Annotated in this window: 17 protein-coding genes and 1 pseudogene; 11 read left to right on the forward strand and 7 right to left on the reverse strand. The window is 68.8% G+C overall.

What is annotated here, in order from left to right; genetic code table 11:
- Positions 1 to 64: 64 nt before the first annotated feature.
- Together ACYVKL_RS15615 and ACYVKL_RS15620 are read left to right on the forward strand one after the other, a co-directional pair.
- Positions 65 to 433, forward strand: coding sequence for a nuclear transport factor 2 family protein (locus tag ACYVKL_RS15615; protein WP_379163849.1), 369 nt, complete (start codon positions 65 to 67; stop codon positions 431 to 433).
- Positions 434 to 506: 73 nt separating this feature from the next.
- Positions 507 to 1,325 carry an alpha/beta fold hydrolase gene (locus ACYVKL_RS15620; protein ID WP_379163852.1) on the forward strand — a complete coding sequence of 273 codons (819 nt, stop codon included), beginning with the start codon at positions 507 to 509 and terminating at the stop codon, positions 1,323 to 1,325.
- Positions 1,326 to 1,329: 4 nt separating this feature from the next.
- Here ACYVKL_RS15620 and ACYVKL_RS15625 read toward each other — a convergent pair whose 3' ends face one another.
- Positions 1,330 to 4,089: a helix-turn-helix transcriptional regulator gene (locus ACYVKL_RS15625; protein ID WP_379163855.1), complete on the reverse strand. Its 2,760-nt coding sequence runs from the start codon at positions 4,087 to 4,089 to the stop codon at positions 1,330 to 1,332.
- 305 nt (positions 4,090 to 4,394) lie between these two features.
- On the opposite strand from ACYVKL_RS15625, the gene ACYVKL_RS15630 reads away from it, so the two are divergent.
- Positions 4,395 to 5,873 (forward strand): MDR family MFS transporter, encoded by a 1,479-nt coding sequence (locus ACYVKL_RS15630; RefSeq protein ID WP_379163857.1) that lies wholly within the window; start codon positions 4,395 to 4,397, stop codon positions 5,871 to 5,873.
- Between the two features lie 79 nt (positions 5,874 to 5,952).
- Here the strand turns inward: ACYVKL_RS15630 and ACYVKL_RS15635 are convergent, their stop codons facing one another.
- From ACYVKL_RS15635 to ACYVKL_RS15660, 6 genes are all read right to left on the reverse strand, one after another.
- Complete coding sequence (locus tag ACYVKL_RS15635) at positions 5,953 to 7,419, reverse strand: peptide MFS transporter (protein WP_379163860.1); 1,467 nt, start codon at positions 7,417 to 7,419, stop codon at positions 5,953 to 5,955.
- A 134-nt stretch (positions 7,420 to 7,553) separates the two neighbouring features.
- Complete coding sequence (locus ACYVKL_RS15640; RefSeq protein WP_379163863.1) at positions 7,554 to 8,570, reverse strand: Ppx/GppA phosphatase family protein; 1,017 nt, start codon at positions 8,568 to 8,570, stop codon at positions 7,554 to 7,556.
- Between the two features lie 51 nt (positions 8,571 to 8,621).
- Positions 8,622 to 9,170, reverse strand: a complete 549-nt coding sequence (locus tag ACYVKL_RS15645) for a DUF501 domain-containing protein (RefSeq protein ID WP_213559473.1) — start codon at positions 9,168 to 9,170, stop codon at positions 8,622 to 8,624.
- Positions 9,167 to 9,850, reverse strand: a complete 684-nt coding sequence (locus ACYVKL_RS15650) for an FtsB family cell division protein (protein WP_379163866.1) — start codon at positions 9,848 to 9,850, stop codon at positions 9,167 to 9,169. The genes ACYVKL_RS15645 and ACYVKL_RS15650 overlap by 4 nt, the downstream gene beginning before the upstream one ends.
- Positions 9,851 to 9,901: 51 nt before the next feature.
- A complete protein-coding gene (gene eno / locus ACYVKL_RS15655) occupies positions 9,902 to 11,188 on the reverse strand; it encodes a phosphopyruvate hydratase (RefSeq protein WP_379163869.1) in 1,287 nt (428 codons plus the stop codon).
- 109 nt (positions 11,189 to 11,297) lie between these two features.
- Positions 11,298 to 12,050, reverse strand: a complete 753-nt coding sequence (locus ACYVKL_RS15660; protein WP_379163872.1) for a lytic transglycosylase domain-containing protein — start codon at positions 12,048 to 12,050, stop codon at positions 11,298 to 11,300.
- 242 nt (positions 12,051 to 12,292) lie between these two features.
- Here ACYVKL_RS15660 and ACYVKL_RS15665 point away from each other — a divergent pair, with 242 nt between their 5' ends.
- From ACYVKL_RS15665 to ACYVKL_RS15700, 8 genes and pseudogenes are all read left to right on the forward strand, one after another.
- Entirely contained in the window at positions 12,293 to 13,354 is a 1,062-nt protein-coding gene (locus tag ACYVKL_RS15665) for a TauD/TfdA family dioxygenase (RefSeq protein WP_379163875.1), read from the forward strand.
- Positions 13,351 to 14,340: an ornithine cyclodeaminase family protein gene (locus ACYVKL_RS15670; RefSeq protein WP_379163878.1), complete on the forward strand. Its 990-nt coding sequence runs from the start codon at positions 13,351 to 13,353 to the stop codon at positions 14,338 to 14,340. The genes ACYVKL_RS15665 and ACYVKL_RS15670 overlap by 4 nt, the downstream gene beginning before the upstream one ends.
- A 62-nt stretch (positions 14,341 to 14,402) precedes the next feature.
- Entirely contained in the window at positions 14,403 to 15,911 is a 1,509-nt protein-coding gene (locus tag ACYVKL_RS15675) for an alanine racemase (protein ID WP_379163881.1), read from the forward strand.
- A gap of 60 nt (positions 15,912 to 15,971) precedes the next feature.
- Positions 15,972 to 17,003, forward strand: a pseudogene (locus ACYVKL_RS15680) (PLP-dependent cysteine synthase family protein); the annotation flags it as partial.
- Between the two features lie 374 nt (positions 17,004 to 17,377).
- Entirely contained in the window at positions 17,378 to 18,775 is a 1,398-nt protein-coding gene (locus tag ACYVKL_RS15685; protein ID WP_379163884.1) for an MATE family efflux transporter, read from the forward strand.
- A 115-nt stretch (positions 18,776 to 18,890) separates the two neighbouring features.
- Positions 18,891 to 19,844, forward strand: a complete 954-nt coding sequence (locus ACYVKL_RS15690; protein ID WP_379163887.1) for a phosphodiesterase — start codon at positions 18,891 to 18,893, stop codon at positions 19,842 to 19,844.
- A 293-nt stretch (positions 19,845 to 20,137) separates the two neighbouring features.
- Positions 20,138 to 21,400: a DUF1254 domain-containing protein gene (locus tag ACYVKL_RS15695; protein WP_379163890.1), complete on the forward strand. Its 1,263-nt coding sequence runs from the start codon at positions 20,138 to 20,140 to the stop codon at positions 21,398 to 21,400.
- A 146-nt stretch (positions 21,401 to 21,546) separates the two neighbouring features.
- Positions 21,547 to 22,647 carry an esterase/lipase family protein gene (locus ACYVKL_RS15700; protein WP_379163893.1) on the forward strand — a complete coding sequence of 367 codons (1,101 nt, stop codon included), beginning with the start codon at positions 21,547 to 21,549 and terminating at the stop codon, positions 22,645 to 22,647.
- Positions 22,648 to 22,665: the final 18 nt, after the last annotated feature.

Raw genomic sequence — 22,665 nt, forward strand, 5'->3', positions numbered from 1 at the left:
TCCCGGTCGCCGCCATCTTCATAACGTTGTCCTCATCAAGTTCAGACGAACCGAGGAGAACGACATGAGCGACATCACCGAACTGGTCCAGCGCTACCTGACCGCGTGGAACACCACCGACGCCGGCACCCGCGCCGCCCTGGTGGCCGAATTGTTCACCGAGGACGCCGAATACACCGATCCGCTGGTGTCGGTGCGCGGGCACGCCGGGCTGGACGCCACCATCGCCGCGGTGCAGGCGCAGTTCGCGGGGCTCGAGTTCCGGCTCGGCGGGGCCGTCGACGCCAACCACCACATCGCCCGTTTCACCTGGCACCTGGGCGCTCCCGGCGCGGAGCCGCTGGTGATCGGGTTCGACGTCGCCGCCCTCGCCGCGGACGGGCGCATCGAGCGGGTCTACGGCTTCCTCGACCAGGTGCCCGCCGGACTCTGACGCCAGATCGGCCGGGCGGGCAGTGATCCCGCCCGGCCATTCACCGAAACTTCGGTACGACAAGGGGATTCCCATGTTCTTCACCACCCCGACCGACGGCACCACCCTCGCCTACGAGGACTACGGCACCGGCACCCCGATCGTGTTCGTGGCGGGCTGGTCACTGCCCACCGACATGTGGGAGCGCCAGACGCCGTTCTTCCTGGAGCAGGGCTACCGCTGCGTCCTGCTGGATCGCCGCGGCCACGGCCGCTCCGACCGCCCGTCGGCCGGCTACGACACCGACACCCGGGCCGACGACCTCGCCGCGCTCATCGAACACCTGGATCTGCGGGACGCGATCCTGGTCGCCCACTCCACCGGCGGCGCCGAGGTGGTCCGCTACCTGGCTCGCCACGGCGCGGACCGGGTTTCGCGAATCGCCCTGCTGGGAGCCGCGATTCCGTTCATGCGGCAGACCGAGGACAACCCGATCGGCGTCCCGGACGAACTCATCGACGCCACCCTGGCCGACCTGCGCGCCGACCGCGCCCAGTGGCTGGCCGACCGGGCGCAGGGCTACTACGCCACCCACCTGGGCACCCGGGTGTCACCCGCGACGATCGACATCGAGATGCGCCGCAGCATGAGCTGCTCCCCTATCGCCGCGCTCGAGATCCAGCGCCTGGCCTTCCGCACCGACCACCGCGCCGATGTCGCGGCGGTGCCGGTCCCGATGTTGTTGCTGCACGGCGTCGCCGACCAGTCGATCCCGATCGACCTCAGCAGCCGGCAGACCGTGAAATTGGCCCCCGACGCCGAATTGAAGGAGTACCCGAACGCCGGGCACGGGCTCTACCAGAGCCACGCCGACCGGGTGAACGCCGACATTCTCGCCTTCATCAAGGCGTGATGGGTCAATGCAGCTGCGTGGCAATGTCCTTCAGATCGCCTCGGGACGTGACGCCGAGCTTCGGGTACGCCTTGTACAGGTGGTAGCCGACGGTGCGATGACTCAGGAACAGCTGGGCGGCGATGTCGCGATTGGACAGACCCTGCGCGGCCAGGCGGACGATCTGCAATTCCTGCGGGGTCAGGCCGGTGGCGGTGGCGGACGTCCCGGCCGGATCGGCGGCCGGGGCGCCGGCCGCCGACAGTTCGTGGCGAGCCCGCTCGGCCCACGGCCGCAACTCCAGGCGGTCGAAGACTTCCATGGCCTCGTTGAGTTGATTACGCGCCTCGGATTTGCGGCGGGCCCGGCGCAGCCATTCGCCGTACAGCAGTGCGGTGCGCGCGAATTCGATGGGGCGGGCTTCCCGATCGTGGATCTCGAGGGCGCGCGAGTACAGGTCTTCGGCCCGCTCGTCGTCGAGCAGCGCGCGGCAGCGCAGTACGAGGGCATCGGCCCACGGCTGACCCACCGATTCCGCCCAGCCCGTGAATTTCGCGAAGGGTGCGGCGGCGCGTTCCGGCGCGCCGATCCGGACCGCCGCCTCGACCAGGTCGGGAATCGCCCGGGTAGCGCAGATGTGGTGCGTGAAGGGCACTTTCGTCAACCGCTCGAAGCGCGAGAGGGCGGACTCCGCGCGCCCGGCCCCCAGATCCAGCAGCCCCAGCGACCAATGCGCCCAGGGTGCGCCGGGCGCGATGGCTCCCGGGGTGTCCCCGGCCAGGCCCAGTCCGGCGTGCGCGCGGCATTCGGCTTCCTCACCGCGTAGGGCGTCCAGATGCGCCAGCACACTGCTGAGTTGGCGCACCCACTGCTGCTGGCCGGTATCGCGGGCGAGGTCGCGGGCTTCGACGGTGGCGGTGCGCGCATCGGTGAGCCGGCCGGTGAAGATGTCGGCTTCGGCGGCGAAGAACAGCACGGTCGGCAGGCGGCCGGCCGCACCGGCCGCGCGATGCCGGGCATCCAGGGCCACGGCCAGCTCGAAGGCGGGACCGTCCTGTCCGCGCGCCAGCGCCACACCGCAGAGAATCAGCAGGACCTGATCGGAAACCGCGCCGCGGAAATCGATCTCGGCGAGCGTGTCCCGCAGCGCGAGCGGTCGGCCCGGGCCGCTGTCGAACAGGCGGCCGAGGAACCGCACCGCGGGTGTCAGCGCGGGTTCGTCCGCCAGCGGCAGGTCCGCGAGACGTTTCAGCACGTCGGTCAGTTCGGGTTCGCCGAGATACCACCCGGTGTGGAGGGCTTGCACCAGCATTCCGGCGGCCTGCTGCGGCGCGGCGGCGGCGATGCTCGTGGCCGCGTCGACCAGCAGCCGATGCGCCTCGGGGAACTCGCCCTGCCAGAACGTGGCCAGCGCCCGCACCTGAGAAAGATTGGCGCGCAGCGACTCCGAACTCACCTCGCGAGCGGTGCGCCGGGCCAGGTCCGCGGCCCGCTCCAGATCGCCGGATTCCAGCGCGGCCTGGGCGGCCAGGGCCTGGCGGCGGGTGCGGTCCTCGGGGCGGTCGCTGAGCCGGGCCGCGCGATCGTAGGCGGCGGCCGCGGCGGTGTGCCCGCCGCGCTCGCGGGCTCGAATCGCGGTGCGCTCCAGGGCATCCGCGACCTCGGCGTCGGGGCCGAGGGCCGCGGCGGCCAGGTGCCAGGCTCGGCGATCTGCCTGTTCGGGGGTGTCGAGCGCGGCGGCCAGGGCGCGGTGCGCGGCCAGACGCTGGGTCAGCGGGGCGCGCTGGTAGACGGCGGCGCGAATCAGGGGGTGGCGGAACGTGATCGACAGGTCGGGGCCGGTCGACGGGCGCAGCAGGTCCGCCGCCTCGGCGGGGGCCAGGTCGTCGAGGCCCGCGCCCAGGCTCGCCGCCGCGCGCAGCACGATCGCGGGTGAACCGGATTCGTCGATGGCGAGGACCGTCATCAGGGTTCGGGTGGCTTCGGGCAGCCGGCTGATCCGGCCGTGGAAGGCCAGCCGCAGCCGATCGGTCAGCGGCAGCGCGCCCGCGGCGAGGTCGGGTGTGGCCTCGGCGGCCATGGCGAGCGGCAGTTCCCGCAGCGCGAGGGGATTGCCGCCCGATTCGGCGAGCAGGCGGTAGCGCACGGCCGGGCTGAGCGCATGCCCTGCGAGCGAATACTCGTCGAGCAGTGCGGCCGCCGCCTCGGGCGACAGGCCGGTCAGTCGCTGTTCGGGTAGGCCGGTCGCCTCGAACGCGCCCTCACCGTCCCGAACGCCGAACAACATGACCACGCCCTCGGCCCGCAGTCGCCGCGCGGCGAACAGCAGCGCGTCCCGCGAGGCCCGGTCCAGCCATTGCGCGTCATCGACGACGACCAGCAGTCCGGAACCGTCCGCGTACTCGGTGAGCAGCGACAGCACCGCCAGCCCGGTGAGCATGGGTTCGCGGCCGCCCGGGCCGAGCCCGAGCGCGGCCGACAATGCCGCACGCTGGGGTTCCGGCAGGACGGGTAGCCGGTCGAGGGCCGGGGCCAGCAGTAGTTGCAGTCCGGCGAACGGCAATTCGGATTCGGCCTCCAGCCCGGCGCCGCGCAGCACCCGCAACCCCTCCGCGTGCCGGGCGGCGAACTCCAGCAGGGCCGTCTTGCCGATCCCGGCCTCGCCGCGCAGCACCAGGACCGCGCTGCGGCCGGCACGAGCGCCGTCGATCAGGGCTTCCAGGGTCTCCTGTTGCGGCTCGCGGCCACGCAGCGACGGAAACTGTTCGGCCACGGTCGTTCTCACACCGTCCATCATGGCCGGTCCCGGAACGGGCGCTGCCACGTGCGCGATCGAGCGAAATCGTGACCTGCCTCACTCGAGAATCTTGCGAAACTTCATAATCCCTGATAAGCGCATGTTTTCTCCCCCGGACACCGTGCCGGGTCACCCGATAATCGGATGAATTCTGTCGGACCCCGCCGGAATACTGATGCCCGACCGATGAGTTGAGCGATCCGTACCCGTCTGCATCGATGTGGCGTTCGGACGGCGATCACCGATTCCGCGGGCCACACCCCTCGACGACGATCACCCCCGGAGGTTTACCGATGCCCGCCGACCCAGCCGCGAGCTCGACCAAGCAGCGGACGCCAACGGTCATCCGGTTGCTGGTGCTCGCCACGTTCACGGTCATCCTGAACGAGACCATCATGATCAACGCGATTCCGCGGCTCATGACGGATCTCCATGTGACCGAGCGGTCCGCGCAGTGGGTGTCCACCGCGTTCATGCTCACCATGGCGGCGGTCATTCCGGTGACCGGCTGGTTCCTGCAGCGGGTCACCACCCGCCGCGCCTACGCGATCGCCATGGGCGTGTTCCTGGTCGGCACCGCGCTGGCCGCGGTCGCGCCGTCCTTCGCCGTGCTGCTGATCGGCCGCGTGATCCAGGCCGGCGGCACCGCGGTGATGATGCCGCTGCTGATGACCACCCTGATGACGGTGGTCCCGGAGCAGGATCGCGGCCGGGTGATGGGCAATGTCACGCTGGCCATCTCGGTGGCCCCCGCCATGGGACCGGTCATTTCCGGTCTGGTGCTGCAGGTCGGTTCGTGGCGCTGGCTGTTCGCGCTGGTGCTGCCGATCGCCGGTGCGGTGACCGCGTTCGGCCTGCGCAAGCTGGAGAATGTCGGTGAGCCGCAGACCGGTTCGATCGACTGGTTCAGTGTGGCGTTCGCGGGCTTCGGCTTCGGTGGTCTGGTGTACGGCCTGAGCAAGTTCGGTTCCGGCAGTGCCGCCACCCCGGCGCTGTACGTGGCCGGCGGCCTGATCCTGGTCGGCGTCTTCGTGTTCCGTCAGATCTCGCTGCAGCGCACCGGCACCCCGCTGCTGGATCTGCGCATCCTGCTGTCGGCCACCTACTCCAAGGCGCTGGTCCTGATGGCCGTGGCGTTCCTGGCCATGATGGGCTCGATGATCCTGCTGCCCCTGTACCTGCAGAACCTGCGCGGCCTGAGCCCGCTGCAGACCGGTCTGCTGGTCATGCCCGGCGGTCTGGCCATGGGTCTGCTCGGCCCCACCGTGGGCAAGATCTTCGACCGTTTCGGCGGCCGAGTCCTGGTGATCCCCGGCTCGATCGGCATCACCGCCGCCCTGGTCGGCTTCACCCAGCTCTCCCTGACCATCCCCTACGCGGTCCTGGTCGCCCTGCACATCCTGCTGATGGTGTCGCTGGCCGCCGCCTTCACACCGGTGTTCACCCTGGGCCTGGGCGCGCTGCCGATGCACCTCTACTCCCACGGCAGTTCCATGCTCGGCACCCTCCAGCAGGTGGCCGCCGCCTTCGGCACCGCCCTGGTCGTCACCGTCATGACCTCCCGCGCCACCCACCTGGTCGACGCCGGCGAGAACCCCCTCAACGCCCACCTCGACGGCATGCGCCTGGCCTTCCTGGTCTCGGCGGCCCTCGCGGTGATCGTCATCGTCATGGCGGTCCTGCTCCCCAACCGCTCCGACGCCCCGGCACACGGCGAGTCGGTCCCGGACACCCTGGACGAGCTCGACGCCCCGGAGCTGGTCAAGGACTGACCTCCGAACAGTCGAAAGCGCCCATGGCCCGAAGGCCATGGGCGCTTTCGCGTTTCAGCGGCGGGTCAGCGCACCGTGATCAGTGCACGCCCTCCATGTGGCGGCTGATCCAGGGGGCGATGGACCAGACGATGGCGCCGACGATCATGGCGATCAGGCCGGTGATGCCGAAGTAGGCGAGTTCGTGGGAGGGGTCGTAGTACTTGGCGAGGACGCCGGACATGGAGGTGCCGATGCCTACGGAGAAGAAGTAGAGGGCCATCATCTGGGCTCGGAAGGCGTTGGGGGCCAGCTTGGTGGTGACCGAGAGGCCGATCGGGGAGAGCATGAGTTCCGAGATCGCGAAGGCGCCGAGGATGAAGAAGACGATGACGAACGAGACCGATTTGCCTTCGGTGCCGGAGAAGAGGGTGAACAGCAGGAAGGCCGCGCCCATGCCGATCACGCCGAGCGCGAACTTGCGCGGGGTGCTGGGGGCGCGGTTGCCCAGGCGGGTCCACATGATGGCGAACAGCGGCGACAGGGCGATGATCCACACCGGCTCCATCGAGCCGATCCAGTTCGAGGGCGCGGTCCAGCCGAAGATGGACCAGGTCATGCGCTTGTCGGAGTAGGCCGACAGCACGGTGAAGATCTGCTGGAACAGCGACCAGAACACCGCGTTCGCGACGAACAGCGGCATGTACGCGCGCACCCGGGTGCGTTCCACCGCGGTGACCTTGTCGCTGGTCAGCATGATCGCGAAGTAGGCGATCGAGGCCACGGCGATCACGCCGGTGGTGACGTTGGGCAGGTTCGACAGCGTCACCAGCTTGGTCACCGCGGCGATCGCGACCACCACGACGAAAGCGGCGAGGGCGGCGATCACCTTCGGGATCTCGGTGCGCGGCAACGGGTTCGGCACATCACGCCCGTGCTCGCCGAGGTTCTTGCGGAAGACGACGTACTGGGTCAGGCCGATCGCCATACCGATCGCGGCGGCGCCGAAGCCGTAGTGGAAGCCGACGTGATCCTGCAGCACACCGGTGATCAGCGGACCGGCGAAGGCGCCCAGGTTGATGCCGAGATAGAACAGCGTGAAACCGCCGTCCGCGCGCGGGTCGTCCTTGTCGTAAAGGGTGCCCAGCAGCGAGGAGGCGTTCGCCTTCAACCCGCCCGAACCGAGCGCGACCAGCACCAGACCGACGCCGACACCGGTCAGGCCGGGCAGGATCGCCAGTGCGATGTGACCGGCCATGACGATGACGCCGCCGTAGAAGACGGTGCGTTCGGAGCCGAGCAGCCGGTCGGCCACCCACGCGCCGAGCACGGTCGACAGGTAGACCAGACCGCCGTACGCGCCGACGATGCCGAGCGCGGTCGGCTCGGCCATGCCCAGGCCGCCGTCGCCGGCCGAGTAGTACAGGTAGTAGCCGAGAATCGTGAGCATCCCGTAGAACGAGAACCGTTCCCACAACTCGACGCCGAACAGATTCGCGATACCGATGGGATGGCCGAACAGGGTGCGTTCAGTGGCCGGTTTCGCGTCGTGAGCTACTCCTGACATACCCGAGACCCTCCCATATGGGGCAATCTGACAGCAACCTCAGGGGTTAACCTATGTCACATTTTCCCAGGGGATGTACGTGCTGATCCGGGCATCGGACAAATGGTCTCGAATGCGCTCGATGAATGGCCTTATCAGGCAATCGAAAGCGCGATGCCGTCCAGGATGTCGTGCTCACTGACGATCAGCTCACCGATTCCGGCGCGCCGGGCCAGCTCGTCGGCCAGCACCTCAGCAACAACCGCGCCACCGCCGATCACATCGACCCGGCCCGGATGCATCGGCCCGAGCGCGGCCCGCTGATCGTGGTTCATGCCGATCAGCCGATCGCACACCGCGCGCAGTTCCGACAGCGGCAGCCGGGTGAGATGCACCCGCTCCGAATCGTATTCGGGCAGATCCAGCGCGACGGCCGCGATGGTGGTCATGGTTCCGGCCACGCCCACCCAGGTGTGCGCCCGCTCCACCGGCACCACGCCGAAGGCCTGCGCCAGCCGCTCGGAGGCGAAGAAGCGCGCGGCCGCGACCTCCTCGCGGGTGGGCGGATTGCCGTGCAGGCAGCGCTCGGTGATGCGCACGCAGCCGATGTCGGCGGAGTAGGCCGACTGCACGCCGTTGGCGTCGCCCAGCACCACCTCGGTGGACCCGCCACCGAGATCGACGACCACGAAAGGACCGGCGGCGCTGGACAGTTCCCCGACCGCGCCCGCGAACGACAGACGGGCCTCCTCGTCACCGGTGATGACCTCGGCCTGCGCCCCGGCCACCACCCGGCCCAGCTCCTCGCCGGTCATGGTGAAGAAGTCCTCGCGGTTGGACGCGTCGCGGGTGGCCGAGGTGGCGACCATGCGCACCCGCGTCACGCCGTATTTCAGCATCAGGTCCACGTAGTCGCGCAACGCCACCCGAGTGCGTTCGATCGCTTCGGGGTTCAGCGCGCCGGTGGCGTCCACGCCCTGGCCCAGTCGCACGATCCGCATCTCCCGATGCACATCGGTCAGCCGGGGCGCGCCCGCGTCGTCGTGGGTGGCGTCGGCGATCAGCAGGCGAATGGAGTTGGTGCCGCAGTCGATCGCCGCGATCCGCTCGTGCCCGGCGGCCGTCGGGCGGCCGTCCGTCGCCGAGCTCTGGGCGAATTCCGCGTTGCTCATCACTGACCTCTGAATTCGACTGGTTCTGAACAGATCTCGCCGGACCCGGGGTCAGGCCTCGCCGGTCTCCGAATCGGTGCGGTACTGCTCGTATTTCGGCCAGTCGGCGGGGATGGCGGTGCCGCGCAGGCCGTGTTCGGCGGCCAGGGCGACGGCCTCGTCACCGAGGGTGTTGAGGCCCGGGCCCTTGGCCAGGGAGTGGGCGATCAGGACGTGCAGGCACTTCACCCGGTCGGGCATGCCGCCGCCGGCGAAGTCGGTGCCCAGGTCCTCGATGGCGTTGCGCTCGGACAGGTAGCTGTCGTAGGCGGCGCGGTAGGCGGCGGCCAGTTCCGGATCGCGGGTGAGGCGTTCGGACATGTCGCGCATCAGGCCGGTGGTCTCGAGCCGGCTCGCCTCGGCGGTGAGGCGCGGGTCGGTCAGGTAGTAGAGCGTCGGGAAGGGGGTGCCGTCGGGCAGCTTGGGCGCGGTCTTCACGACCGCGGGCAGGCCGTCGGGGGTGTGGTACGCGATGGCGAGCACGCCGCGCGGAGCCCGGCCCAGTTGCTCGGCGACGATCGCGAGATCGCGCTCGCTGGGTTCGTTCTCGGCTGCGGTCACCTGGGGGGTCCTTCCTCGGACGGTACTGCGGGCGGCGGGGGCGCCGGGGCGGGTGGGGCGGGGGCGGGCGCGGCGACGACGGGTTGCGGCGACGAAATGCTGTGCCACACCTGCGTGTACCAGGGGTCGGGCTGCCGCGGTTTGGCGGGCTGGGTCGGGATGGCCGGTTGCTCGATCTCGGGGATCTGCACGATGTAGGGGGTGTCCCCCGGCATCACCAGGCGCAGCCGGTCCCGGGCCTCGGCCTTGATGTAGTTCGGATCCTGTTGCTGGGCACGGCGATCACGCAGCACCGTGACGTCCTCTTCCAGCTGACGATGCTGGGTGGCCAGTTCGGCGGCGTCGGCGCGCTGGGTGAAGTACGTGCGCAGCGGCACCGCCAGGGTGAGCGCGAGGCCCGCCAGCACCGCGGCCAGCAGGACCGCGCGGCCGGTGGACAGGCCGAGGATCTTGCGTTCGTGCCGTTCGGCTTTGGCAGCCGCGGCGCGGCGCTTGGCGGTCCCCTGCCCGGCCGTGGCGCGAGCCTTGGCCGCGGTTTTCGGGACCGCGCCGGACTTCGATGCGGCGGTGGCGGTTTCGGCCCGCTTCCCGCCCGAGGTGGTCTTGGACCTGGCGGATCGCGACGGGCGCCGGTCACTTCGTCCTGCCGGACTGGTACCGCGCACCCGTCGCTCCGTCATCTCACACCTCGAAACTCAGCTGATCGTTGGAATTCTCAGCCTTCGACTATGTCAGCCTTCGAACGCGAAACGCGGGAAGGCCGCGTCACCGGCGTAGCGCGCCGAGTCGCCCAGGGCGTCCTCGATGCGCAGCAGCTGGTTGTACTTGGCGACACGCTCGGAGCGGGCCGGGGCGCCGGTCTTGATCTGACCGGAGCCGACGGCCACGGCCAGGTCGGCGATGGTGGTGTCCTCGGTCTCGCCGGACCGGTGGCTCATCATCGTCTTGTAGCCGTTGCGGTGGGCCAGCTCGACCGCGTCCAGGGTCTCGGTCAGGGTGCCGATCTGGTTGACCTTCACCAGCAGCGCGTTGGCCGCGCCCTTGGCGATGCCCTCTTCCAGGCGGTCCGGATTGGTGACGAACAGGTCGTCGCCGACCAGCTGCACCTTGTCGCCGATCTGGTCGGTCAGGGCGACCCAGCCGTCCCAGTCGTCCTCGGACAGCGGGTCCTCGATCGAGACGATCGGGTAGTTGCCGAGCAGGCCGGCGTAGAAGTCCGACATCTCAGCCGCGGTGTGCAGCTTGCCCTCGAACTTGTAACCCTCACCGGTGGTGTAGAACTCGGTGGCGGCCACGTCGAGCGCCAGCGCGATCTCGCTGCCCAGCTTGAAACCGGCCTTCTCGATCGCCGAGGCGATCAGGTCCAGGGCGGCACGGGTGTTGGCGACCGACGGCGCGAAACCGCCCTCGTCGCCCAGGCCGGTGGACAGGCCCTGAGCCTTCAGCACCGACTTCAGCGTGTGGTAGACCTCCGCGCCCCAGCGCAGCGACTCCTTGAAGGTGGCCGCGCCGATGGGGGCGATCATGAATTCCTGGACGTCGACGCCGGAGTCGGCGTGCGCGCCACCGTTGAGGATGTTCATCATCGGAACCGGCAGCACGTGGGCGTTCGGGCCGCCGACGTAGCGGAACAGTTCCAGGCCCGAGGACTCGGCGGCGGCGCGGGCCACCGCCAGCGACACGCCCAGCAGGGCGTTCGCGCCCAGGCGCGACTTGTCCGGGGTGCCATCCAGATCCAGCAGGGTCTGGTCGACGGTGCGCTGCTCGACGGCGTCGAGACCGATCACGGCCGGGGCGATCTCGTCGAGGACGCCCTCGACGGCCTTCTGCACACCCTTGCCCTGGTAGCGGTCGCCACCGTCACGCAGCTCCACGGCCTCGTGCTCACCGGTGGACGCGCCGGAGGGCACGGCCGCGCGGGTGAGGGTGCCGTCGTCGAGAGCGATCTCGACCTCGACAGTGGGGTTGCCACGAGAATCCAGGATCTCGCGAGCTCCGACCTGTTCGATGATGGCCACGAAACGACACTCCTTCGGCTGCTGACTCGGCAGGTCGCACGGCTGTCGCCGTACTGCCGAAAAGCCTAGCAGTGCGCAATTGACCCGCCGGGCCTCACTCCGGGACAGATCAGACGGTGCGTCCCACGCTGTAGGCGGCGGCTCGATACCGGACGGTATTCATGTAGCTGGTGGATTGGTTGTAGGTCAGCAGGGCCTGTTGCCAGCCGGGGGCGGCGGTGAGGTCCCCGCCCATGGCGCAGAGGTAACGGGCGGCGGTCAGGGCCGCGTCGTCGATGTTGTCGGGGTCGATCTTGCCGTCGCCGTTGGCGTCCACGCCCCAGCGCTTCCAGGTCTCGGGGATGAACTGGAAGGGACCCATCGCGCGGACGTAGACCGGGTTCGCCTCGGTGGAACTCACGTCGAGGATGCGGGCGCGGCCCGGCGAACCGTCCAACGCCAGTCCGCGAATCGGGGGCGAGACGGTGCCGTCGTCGGCGATGCTCGAGCCGGCGTGCGATCCGTGCTGACTCTCCACGCTCGCGATGCCGGCCAGCGTCGTCCATCCGATGCCGCATTCCGGCTTGGATCGGGCCATCACCGCGGCCGCGTAACCGTAGGCCTCGAGCGCGAGCACCGGGATGCCGGTCGACCCGCGCTGTTCCTTCGCCCAGTCGTGCAGCTGAATTGCGGTGCGGCCGGGCGCATCCAGGTCGATCGCGGGGATCGGGGCGCCCGCGCCCGGCGGCATGTCGTCGGGCACGGGCGTGAGATGGGTTGTCCCGCAACCGGTCAGCAGGACGAGAGCGACGGCCGTGCCCACCAGGCCGGCGCGGCTCAGCGGGGCCCGGAGGCCGGCCATTCGGATACGCACACCGTTCATCATCCAGATGGATCGGGGCGGAGGCGAGAAACGTCAACGCGGTTCGCGGGAACGAAGCCGATTCGATTACCCCCCGCGCGGGAATCCTATACCTGTTCGCTATTTCTACGACACACCCTTAGGTAAGCCTTGCCAAATTAATGCGGGGGCAATACCGTCATCGGTCGAGCCGAGATCACCATGCCACCGCCCACGCCAGGAAGGCCCTTCCCTTGGTGAAAAGCGTTCTCTCCGAACGTAATATGCTCCACCCAGAAAAGCTCGACCCGATCGAACGGCGCGACCTGCCGGAATCCGCGACCCGAGCCATCCACTACCTTGCCGCTGAGATCGCCGTCACAGTGGGTGCCACGCCCGAGATCGCAGCCACCCTCTCGCATCCGGTCCTGTTGCGCCACATCGATGCCAAATACGGCAGGTTGCCCGACGTGGTGCACGAGGCCATGCGCCCGCCCACCACCGCGGCCGGCGTCGCGGTGATCAGCCGGCTACCGGTCGTCGAGGACGCGCTCGGACCGACCCCGTTCAACTGGGAGGAGGCCGCCGCCTGGGCCGGAGACCGGGCGCGGCGGTCCACCTCGCTCGAACTCGACATCGCGCTGCTGCTGCTGGCGCGCTGCGCCGGTGAACCGTTCGGCTGGCAGGGCCAGCAGGCCGGGCGGCTGGTCAACAACATCCTGCCGACCCCCGGGCACGAACACGAACAGTCGGGGTCCAGCAGCACCACGCTGCTCAGCCCGCACACCGAGGACGCCTTCCATCCCGGACGCGCCAATCTGCTGATGCTCGGCTGCCTGCGCAATCCGGACCGGGTCGCGACCACGGTGTCCTCCATCCGGCAGGTGGAACTCGACGCGGCGCAATGGAAGCTGCTGCGCACCGCCCGGCTGCCGATCCTGCCCGACATCTCCTACGGCGACGACTTCGACGACTCGACCGCGCCGTCCGTCCCCACCGTCGGCGCCGACCCCGACGGACCGACACTGCGTTTCGACCCCGCCTATACCCCGATCGACCGCGCCGACGACCAATTCCGCTGTGCCTACCAACATTTGGCCGGTGAACTGGAAAGGGTGAGTCGCACCACCGCTTTGGCTCCCGGCGAGCTACTGCTGGTGGACAATGATGTGGTGGTGCACGGGCGGGTGCCGTTCACCCCGCGCTACGACGGCACCGACCGCTGGCTCAAGCGAGTCAACATCCGCCTGCCGCAACGCCGTCGCGCGGTCGGCGAATCCGCCGAGGACGGCTACGGCCAGCGCGTCGTAGCACCCTTCAGCACGACCCGAGGACAGCACCCGTGAACTACCGCCCCACCCCGCTCCGAGTACTCAGCCGCAGCGATCTCGCGGACGTCCCGATCAGCCCGGCCGAGGTGGTGCGCGCGGTCGAGGACGCGTATCTCGCACTGGCGGGCGGTGATTCGGACAACCCGCGCAAGCTCAGCGTTGCGCACCCCGACGGCTGGTCGGTCGCGTACGCCATGCTGGGGCGCGACGGCCGGCGCCGGGTGGTGGCGATGAAGACCAGCTACAAGTTCGATCCACACCACGACCGCTCCAACAAGAAGTACTTCACCACCATCTCCCTCTACGACGACGCCACCGGCTCGCCCATCGCGCTGATGGATTGCGCCCGGGTCGGCGCGCTGCGCACACCGGCGGTCTCGGCCCTGCTGGTGCGCGAATGCGTTCGGCCCGGAGCGCGCAGCGCACTGCTGATCGGCACCGGCACCCAGGGCCGCAACGCGCTGCCCCACCTATTGGCGGCGAACCCGAACCTGAACCGGCTGATGCTCTTCGGCACCCACCCCGACGGGCTGGCTGCCGTGCATCAGCAACTGCTGCACCATCATCCGCACGCGGAACTGGAGATCGTGAGCGAACCGAACGCGGCCGCGCGCGACGCGGACGTCATCCTGGCCACCGCGGGCCCGGGCACCCGGGTCGCCATCGAGGCCGCGGATCTGGCGCCCGGCTCGACCGTGGTGCTGGTCGGCTACGGCCTGGCGCCGTCCACCCTGGTCGAGGCCGATCGTGTGATCGCCACCAGCGCCGAGCAGATGGCCCTGACCGGAACCGACATGGCGGGCCCGGACGGCCGACTACGCGGGGTCGACGCCGAGCTACCCCAGATTCTGGGTCATCGGGCCGTCGGCCGGAGCAATGACGACGAACGGATTTTCGTCTACAACAGCGGCTTGGTGTTGACCGATATCGCGGTCGCGCACGCGCTGGCCAATCGCGCGATCGCCGAAGGGCGCGGCACCGAGGTTTCGCTCTGGGATTGACCTGCCCGGCTTAATCGAACGGATTCGCGAAAGAAATCCGGCCGAAACGGCTATTTCGGACATTGGTCAAAACCATTACCCACTCATCATTTGAGTCTAGATTCGCACTGACACGGTCATGCATGTTGGCTATCACCGCCCTCACGCCACTGAAAGGGAAGATGGAGCACCACGCGGAAGCCGCCCCCTCCACTATCGACACCCCCGTTCGCACGATCGACACCCCCGCTCGCGACATCGGCGAGATAACCGCGGCGCCGATGCCGGCCCACCGGCTCGAATGGGAGAACCGGCTGCTGGACGGTGACGCGCTGCAGAAGATCGCGACCGAGGTCGACGGACCATTTCACGTCATGTATCCGGCGCGGATCATCGAGAACATCCAGGCATTTCGAACCGTATTCAGCAACAGCGGATTGACGGGGTCCATCTACTACGGCAAGAAGGCCAACAAATCCCCGTGTGTCATCGCCGCCTGCCTCGCGGCCGGTGCGGGCGTCGACGTCGCGAGCGTCGGTGAGCTGAAGAGCGCCCGAGCCGGAGGCATCGCCGGAGCGGATCTGATGGTGACCGGACCCGCCAAATCCGATCAGCTGCTGGCGCTGGCCGCACGAGAGAACGCCGTGATCGCCATCGACACCGCGGCCGAACTCGACCGACTCGCCACCATCGACAGGTCCGCCCGCATCGTGCTGCGGGTCCTGCCGGATGGTTCCAGCAGCCGCTTCGGAATGACGGAGACCGAGCTCGACGACGCCGTCCGGCTCGCCGCGCGGGCGTCGATTCGCATGGAGGGGTTCAGCTTTCATCTCGGCGGCTACAACGCGGCCGCCCGGGCGGACCAGGCCGCCAAGCTGATCGAGAAGTGCGTCGCCGCCCGCGACCTCGGCCATCCCGCCGCCACCATCTCGATCGGCGGCGGCTTCGGCGTGGACTACGTTCCCGAGGACGCCTGGAAAACCTTTTGCGCGCAGGCGAATCCGATGTGGTTCCACGGCTGTCGCGAACCCAAGGTCGACTCCTATTACCCCTATCACTTCCCGGTCCCAGGACCGGGCATGCTCGCCGCCGTCCTGCGCCACGGCAACCTGACAGAAAGGCTCCGGGCTGCCGGAATTCGGCTGGCGGTCGAGCCCGGACGCGCGCTCCTCGACGGTGCGGGCAGCACGGTATTCCGGATCCAGGGCGTCAAAACTCGTATCGCGCACGGTCAGCCCTACGACATCCTCACCGTCAACGGCAGCAGCCTCAGCCTGTCCGAACAATGGTTCGACAGCGAGTATCTGCCCGATCCCGTGCTGTGGCCGAAACGCCCGGGCGACGTCACTCCGACCTGCGTCGGCGGCTCGACTTGCCTCGAAGAAGACATGCTCAGTTGGCGTCGAATCCCGTTTCCGCGGCCTGCGACCACCGAGGATCTGCTGATTTACCCGAATACCGCCGGTTATCAGATGGACAGCAACGAGTCGCCATTCCACGAGTTACCCATTCCGCCGAAGGTAGTCTTGCGAAGCTCGCCGGATGGACGACAATTCGATTGGAACCTCGACACCGACGACTTCACCATCTGAACGGTTCGCGCTCACCGCCCGCTCCACGCTCCATCGAACTTTCCCGAGGAGAAATACTCGATGCCGGTTATCGCCAGGCGCGTGTCCGAGCTCATCGGACGGACACCGTTGTTCGAGCTGGCCGTCAGCCCGATCACGGGGACGCGGCTGTTCCTCAAGCTCGAGACCATGAACCCGACGGGGACCGCCAAGATCCGGATGGCCCGGGCCATGGTGCTGGACGCGGAACGGCGCGGGCTGCTGCGGCCGGGCGGGCACATCGTCGAATCGACCTCCGGGAACACGGGTTTGGGGCTGGCGGTGGTGGCGCGCGAACGCGGGTACCGGTTCACCGCGGTGGTCGACAATCACGCCTGCAAGGCCAAGTTGAACGCGATGCGGGCGATGGGCACGGTGCTCGAATTCGTGTCCGACGACGGTGACGACGGGCTGTCGACCTCCGCGCGCGAGGAGCGTGCGGCGGAGCTGGCCGCGGAGCTGGGCGCGTACTTCCCGGCGCAGCACGCCAATCCCGCCAATGGCGTCGGATATGTCGCGCTGGCCGGGGAATTGGTGGCCGACCTCGGCCATGTCGACGTGCTGGTGGCGGCGGTGGGGACCGGCGGATCGCTGTTCGGGACCGCGCGGGGGCTGCGGGAGAAGGGTTGCGATCCGCGGTTGATCGGGGTCGAGCCGGAGGGGTCGATCGCCTTCGGCGGGCCCGGGCACGACTACTGGCAGTCCGGCACCGGTACGCCGATCGGCGCGGAACCCGGGGTGCACGTGGATCAGGATCTGCACCTGATCGAGGAGCGGGACCGGGTGAAGGTCTCCGACGTGGACGCCTTCGCCACCACCCGGGCGCTGGCCTCGGAACTGGGGCTGTTGATCGGCGGATCCTCCGGCAGCTCGGTGTACGCGGCGCTCACCCGGATCGACGAATTCCCGTGCCATTCCACCGTTCTCGTGATCATCAACGATGACGGCGAGAAGTACCTGGACACCGTCTTCGACGACGAGTGGATGGCCGACCGCGACCTGCTCGACGTCGAACGCGAGGCCGAGATCGCGCGGCTGCTCGCCGCCCACCGGCCCGCGTCCCGCCCCGACCCGCGCGAGCGCGCGGCCCTGCGCCACCTGCACTACGCGCTGCCCGACGACTACGCGGTCCAGAACGGCCTCACCGGACGGCCGCTGCGCGAGTACGCCGATGCGAAGGTCCCCGAGGCCACGCTGATCCACCAGCTGGAGCTGGTCGACATGCCCGCGCACGAGATCGGGGAACTGCTCGCCGCCGGCGGCGACGGCCTGGTCTGCCTGGCCCTCGACAAGTACCGGCAGCGGCTCGAGGACCAGGCCGCCATGCTCGCGCAACTGATCGCGAAAATGCGCGGCGCCACCCCCGAACCGCCCGCCACTCACACCATCCTGATGCCGGACGCGACGCCCGCCACGGATTCCACGTCCGCGGACGGAGCTGCCGCGAAATGATCGGGGCGCTTCGGCAATCCGATGGGCGGCAGTTGACGTCGCTGGCCACGCCCATCGCCTTGACTCAGCTCGCCCAGGTGGCGGTGTCCACCACCAATATCGCGTTGATGGGGACGCTCGGGGTGCGGCAGGTGGCTGCGGGCGGGCTGGCGCTGGTGTTGTTCAACCAGATCCGGACCATGTGCGTCGGGCTGATCACCGGGACCGGCAATCAGGTCGCGACCGTGGTGAGCCGGGCCGAGAAGCAGGGGCGGCGGGGTGAGGGACAGGTCCGGGCCGTGGTGCGGTCGAGTTTTCTGATCGCCACGATCGCCGGATTGCTCGGCGGCGCACTGCTGATCGGGCTGGGGTGGGCATTGCGGTGGCTCGGGCAGGACGCCGCGGTGCTGGCGCAGGCGCGGCCGATGATGGTGGCGCTGGCCCCGGGACTGCTGCCGTGCCTGTGGTTCCAGGTGTTGCGGCAGTACACGGTCGGGATGCAGCGGCCGCAGGCGCTGCTGCTGGTGACGCTCGGGTCGGTGGCGTTGAATCTGGCCCTGGCACTGACGTTCATGCACGGCTGGGCCGGGCTGCCGGAGCTGGGATTGACCGGGATCGGCGTGGCCACCTCGCTGGTCTTCCTGATCACCTTCGGGGTGTTCTGGGCGATGGTGCGGCGGGATCCGAAACTCGGTGCGACACTGCCGGTTCGGATGTGGCCGGTGCACGCGGCGACGGTGTGGGAGGAACTGCGGCTGGGGACGCCGATCGCACTCACCTACGGGTCCGAAGCGGGCATGTTCTCGGTGCTGGCGCTGGTGATGGGAAGTCTCGGGGCGGCGGCGCTGGCGGCGCACAATGTCGTCTATCAGATCGTGTACATCGTGTTCCAGGTGGCGATCGGGCTCTCGCACGGCGCGTCGATTCTGGTGAGCAAAGCGGTAGCGCGTGACGAGTACGTGCACGCGCGCTCGGTGGCGTGGCTGGCTTTGCGGTACGCGGGACTGGTCGCGGCGCTCACCGGGCTCGCGTACGCGCTGGTGCCGGACTGGGTGTCGAAGCCGTTTCTGGCCGACAGCGATGCCGCGACCGTGTCGACGGCGCACACCCTGCTGTTGATCGCGATCGTGCTGCAGTTCTTCGACGCCGCCCAGAACATCGGGGTCGGTTTGCTGCGCGGGCTCAAGGACACCAAGGCCGGGTTCCGGCTGTCCCTGGTGGGCTACTGGGGTGTGGGATTGCCCACGGCGCTACTGCTTGCCTTCCCGGCCAACTTGGGGGCGGCGGGCGTCTGGTGGGGGCTGACGGCCGGACTGGCGACTACCGCTGCCCTGATGCTGCGCCGGTATTTCCACCTGCTGCACGTGCGTGAGCAGGAACATCCGCGAGTGCTGGCCGGTAGCCTCGGACATTAGGCCGACATCCAAATCTCACCTTTCCGCAAGCATGCCGTCACCGTGCGCGGGCAACCTGAAGGAAACGGCTTTCGCTATTCTGGCGACGCAAACACAGATGCCGGGGAGGCTATCCGTGCACATCTCGCGAGTCGCCGAGTACGCCAGGGCGGACCATGTCCTGTTCCACTTCAGCGACACCCACCTGATCGCCGCCGACAGCGACCTGTACGACGCCGTCGACGCCGAGGCGCGACTGTCCGCGCTGCTCGGTCAGGCCGAGGCCAGTCGCATCGCCCCGACCGCCATCATCTTCACCGGCGACCTCACCGACAGAGGCGAGCCGGGCGCGTACCGCAAGCTGCGGGACCTGGTGGAGCCGTGGGCCGAACGCATCGGCGCGCCCGTCGTGTGGGTCGCGGGCAACCACGACGAGCGCGGCACCCTGCGCGCGCAGCTGCTCGACGAAGCTCCGTCCGCGGCGCCGTTCGACGTGGTCCACATGTTCGACGGTCTGCGCGTCATCGCACTCGACACCACCGTTCCCGGGCACCACTGGGGTGAGATCACCGACGACCAATTGGCCTGGCTCCGAGACGTTCTCGCCGAACCGGCCCCCTTCGGCACCGTCCTGGCCATGCACCACCCGCCCATCCCCTGCGTGCAGGACCTGGCCGTGCTGGTGGAACTGCGCGATCAGCGCCGCCTCGCCGATGTCCTCGACGGCACCGACGTGCGCGCCATTCTCGCCGGGCACCTGCACCTTTCGAGCACCGCCACCTTCGCGGGCATCCCCGTCTCGGTGGCCTCGGCCACCTGCTACAGCCAGGACATGGCGGTCGCCGAGGGCGGCCAGCGCGGCCGCGACGGCGCGCAGGCGTTCAACTACGTGCACATCTACCCCGACACCATCGTGCATTCGGTGGTGCCGATCGGCCACGGCCCGACCGTCGGTCAGCCCGCCGATCCCGAGCAGGCGGCGGCCAAGCTCGCGGACGCCGGGATCGTGATCCCGCCCGCGGCACGCATCCCCCACGTCCTGCGCCGCCGGACCGAGGCTCCCGAGTCGGACGGCAAGACCGTGCCGTGAACATGCGGCATCGAGTGAAACAGCTTTAGCGAATTCATAGCTACCCTTCCAAAGGCGGTGCGCCAGTGCCCGTCCGAGCGAATGGAGTGGCCTTGAACTACGCGGCAGATCCTTCGAAACCCGACCTGCCTCGGGCTGCTCGCCGCAGGGCACGCGCCCTGGCATCGCGCTCGCTGGTGTTGACCAGCGTGGCGCTGACGGTGGCGGGCGGAATGTTGTCAGCCTGTTCATCTTTCAGCGATTCCGGTGGATCGTCGACGGCCGGCACGTCCGGCGCTACCGACGCGAAGTCCGTGGCGACGGATGCCTACGTCTTCGGCTATCCGCTGGTGCTGATGGATGCGACCCATCAGCAGAGCCTCATCTCCACGCCGAACAACCGGTGGGTGGCCGTGCCGCCGCTGGATCCGACCATCAACGCCGTCGTCGATCCGAATGTCGACACCATCTACACCTCGGCGTGGGTGGATCTGAAGCGCGAGCCGGTCGTGGTGGAGATCCCCGAGATCACCGATCGGTACTGGCTCATGCAGGTGCTCGACGCGTGGAGCAATACCGTGGGCGACCCCTCCAGCATCGATCCCAAGGACGGCAAGCAGAACGGTGGGCACACCTACGCGTTGACCGGGCCGAACTTCTCGGGCACCGTGCCCGAGGGGATGACGCGGGTGCCCATCACCACCAATACCGCGTGGCTGATCGACCGCACCGAGTACCACGACGAGGCCGACATCGCGAATGCGCAAGCCGCACAAGGCCAGATGAGGATGGCGACGCTGAGCGAATGGGAAAGCGGGGAACGGCCCACCCCGCTGGGCAATCCGCCGATCAACAGTGCGGTTCCGCCGCCGGGCGCCGTGGCCAAGATGAACGGGCCGGCATTCTTCGGCAAACTCAACGCACTCATGGTCGACAATCCGCCCGCCGCCGACGACGCACCCGCGATGAAGCGGTTCGCCGGCATCGGGGTCACGCCCGGCGGCACGGTCGACTCGGCTCTGGCCGCGGACCTCAGCGCCGGGGTGCAGGCGGGCAAGGATCAGATCACCGGCTACAAGAACCCGGGCGCCAAGAACGAGAACGGCTGGGCCTTCAACACCAATCAGGGCGCCTACGGCACCGACTACCCGTTGCGGGCCTACACCGCTCGGGGCGCGCTGGGCGAGAACCTGCCCAAGGACGCCGTCTACCCGACCGTGGAGATCGACGCCGGAACCCCCGACGCGCCCAAGCGGTACGTCATGAAGTTCGCGGCCGGAAAGACCCCGCCGGTCAAGGGATTCTGGTCGTTGACGGCCTACACGCCGGAGGGCTACCTGGTCCCCAACCCGGCCGGGATCTATTCCGTCGGCCATCAGGTGCCGGTAGTCCCCGGCCCCGACGGTTCGGTCGAACTGGTGATTCAAGCGGCCGATCCGGGACCCGCGGTCCCGCACGGCAATTGGCTGCCGATCTCCGAGTCGGGCAAGGGCCGACTGATGATTCGCCTCTACGCCGCCGATCCGCAGGCGCTCGACGGCACCTGGCAGTTGCCCGCGGTCACCCAGGTCAGCTGACGTTGGCGATTCTCACATCGGCCTTCCGGGGCCGTTGTAGGAACCGCGAACCTCCCCGTAAGCAGTACTGACGCTCATGGTCATCGCTCTACCTTCTGCATCCAGGTTCGGGCAGCGAAGCCCGGCACCTGCAGGAAGGACATCAGATGACCACGAGCACACGGATACTGGCGCGCGTCGCCGCGGCGATCATGACCGCGGCGACGCTGGCCGGGCCGGCCGGAATTCACTCGGTGGAGGCCCAGGCCCAAACCCCGCCCACGATCCAGAATCTCGTCGACGCCATCAATTCCGGCGTGAAGACCGCCGGGAAGGCTCTCGCGGACACCGGCATCTCCAGCGCGCCGCATTCCACCATCCCCTCGGGCAACGGCCCGCAGATGACCGACGCCCTGGCCGCGTTCACCTTCTCGCTCGCCAACGAGAACATGGCCCCCGCCGGAGCGAACGACTGGAACTGCAAGCCCACTGCCGCGCATCCGGAACCGGTGGTGCTGCTGCACGGTTCGTGGATGAACGCCTACGACGGCTTCGCCTACATGTCACCGCAGATCAAACAGGCCGGATTCTGCGTGTACGCACTGAATTACGGCCAGGAGGGGCTGGTCCGGCAGGGCGGCCTGGGCGCGCTGGTGCCCGGCGTCAACGGCGTTGCCCCCATGGAGGATTCGGCCGCGCAGGTCGCGACCTTCGTCGACAAGGTGCTCGCCTCGACCGGCGCGCACAAGGTGAACATCGTCGGCCACTCGCAGGGCGGCCCCGTCGCCGACCAGTACCTGAAGTTCGGCGGCGGCGCGGCCAAGGTCGACCAGCTGATCACCTTCGGCGCCACCCACCACGGCACCACCCTCGACGGCATCGCCACCCTGGGCCGCCACCTGACCGACATGGGTTTCAACGCACTGGGTTTCAGCCAACTCCTGGTCGGCGAGGGCCTGATCGAACAGGTGGCCGGATCCAAGTTCTACACGACCCTCGACGCCGCCGGTGACACCGTCGCGGGCGTGCACTACACCAGCGTCGCCACCACCCACGACGAGATCTCCACCCCCTACGACGCCACCTTCCTCACCGCGGGCCCCGGCGCGACGGTCACCAACGTGACCCTCCAGGACGGCTGCCCCATCGACCTCTCCGACCACCTGTCGATGATGTACTCCAAACGCGCCGTCTCCATCGCCCTCCGCGCCCTCGACCCCTCCGGCCACCCCAACCTGACCTGCGCCTTCAACCCCTACGCGCTCTGACCCCCACCCGGGTTCGGC

Source organism: Nocardia tengchongensis (genome assembly GCF_054781395.1).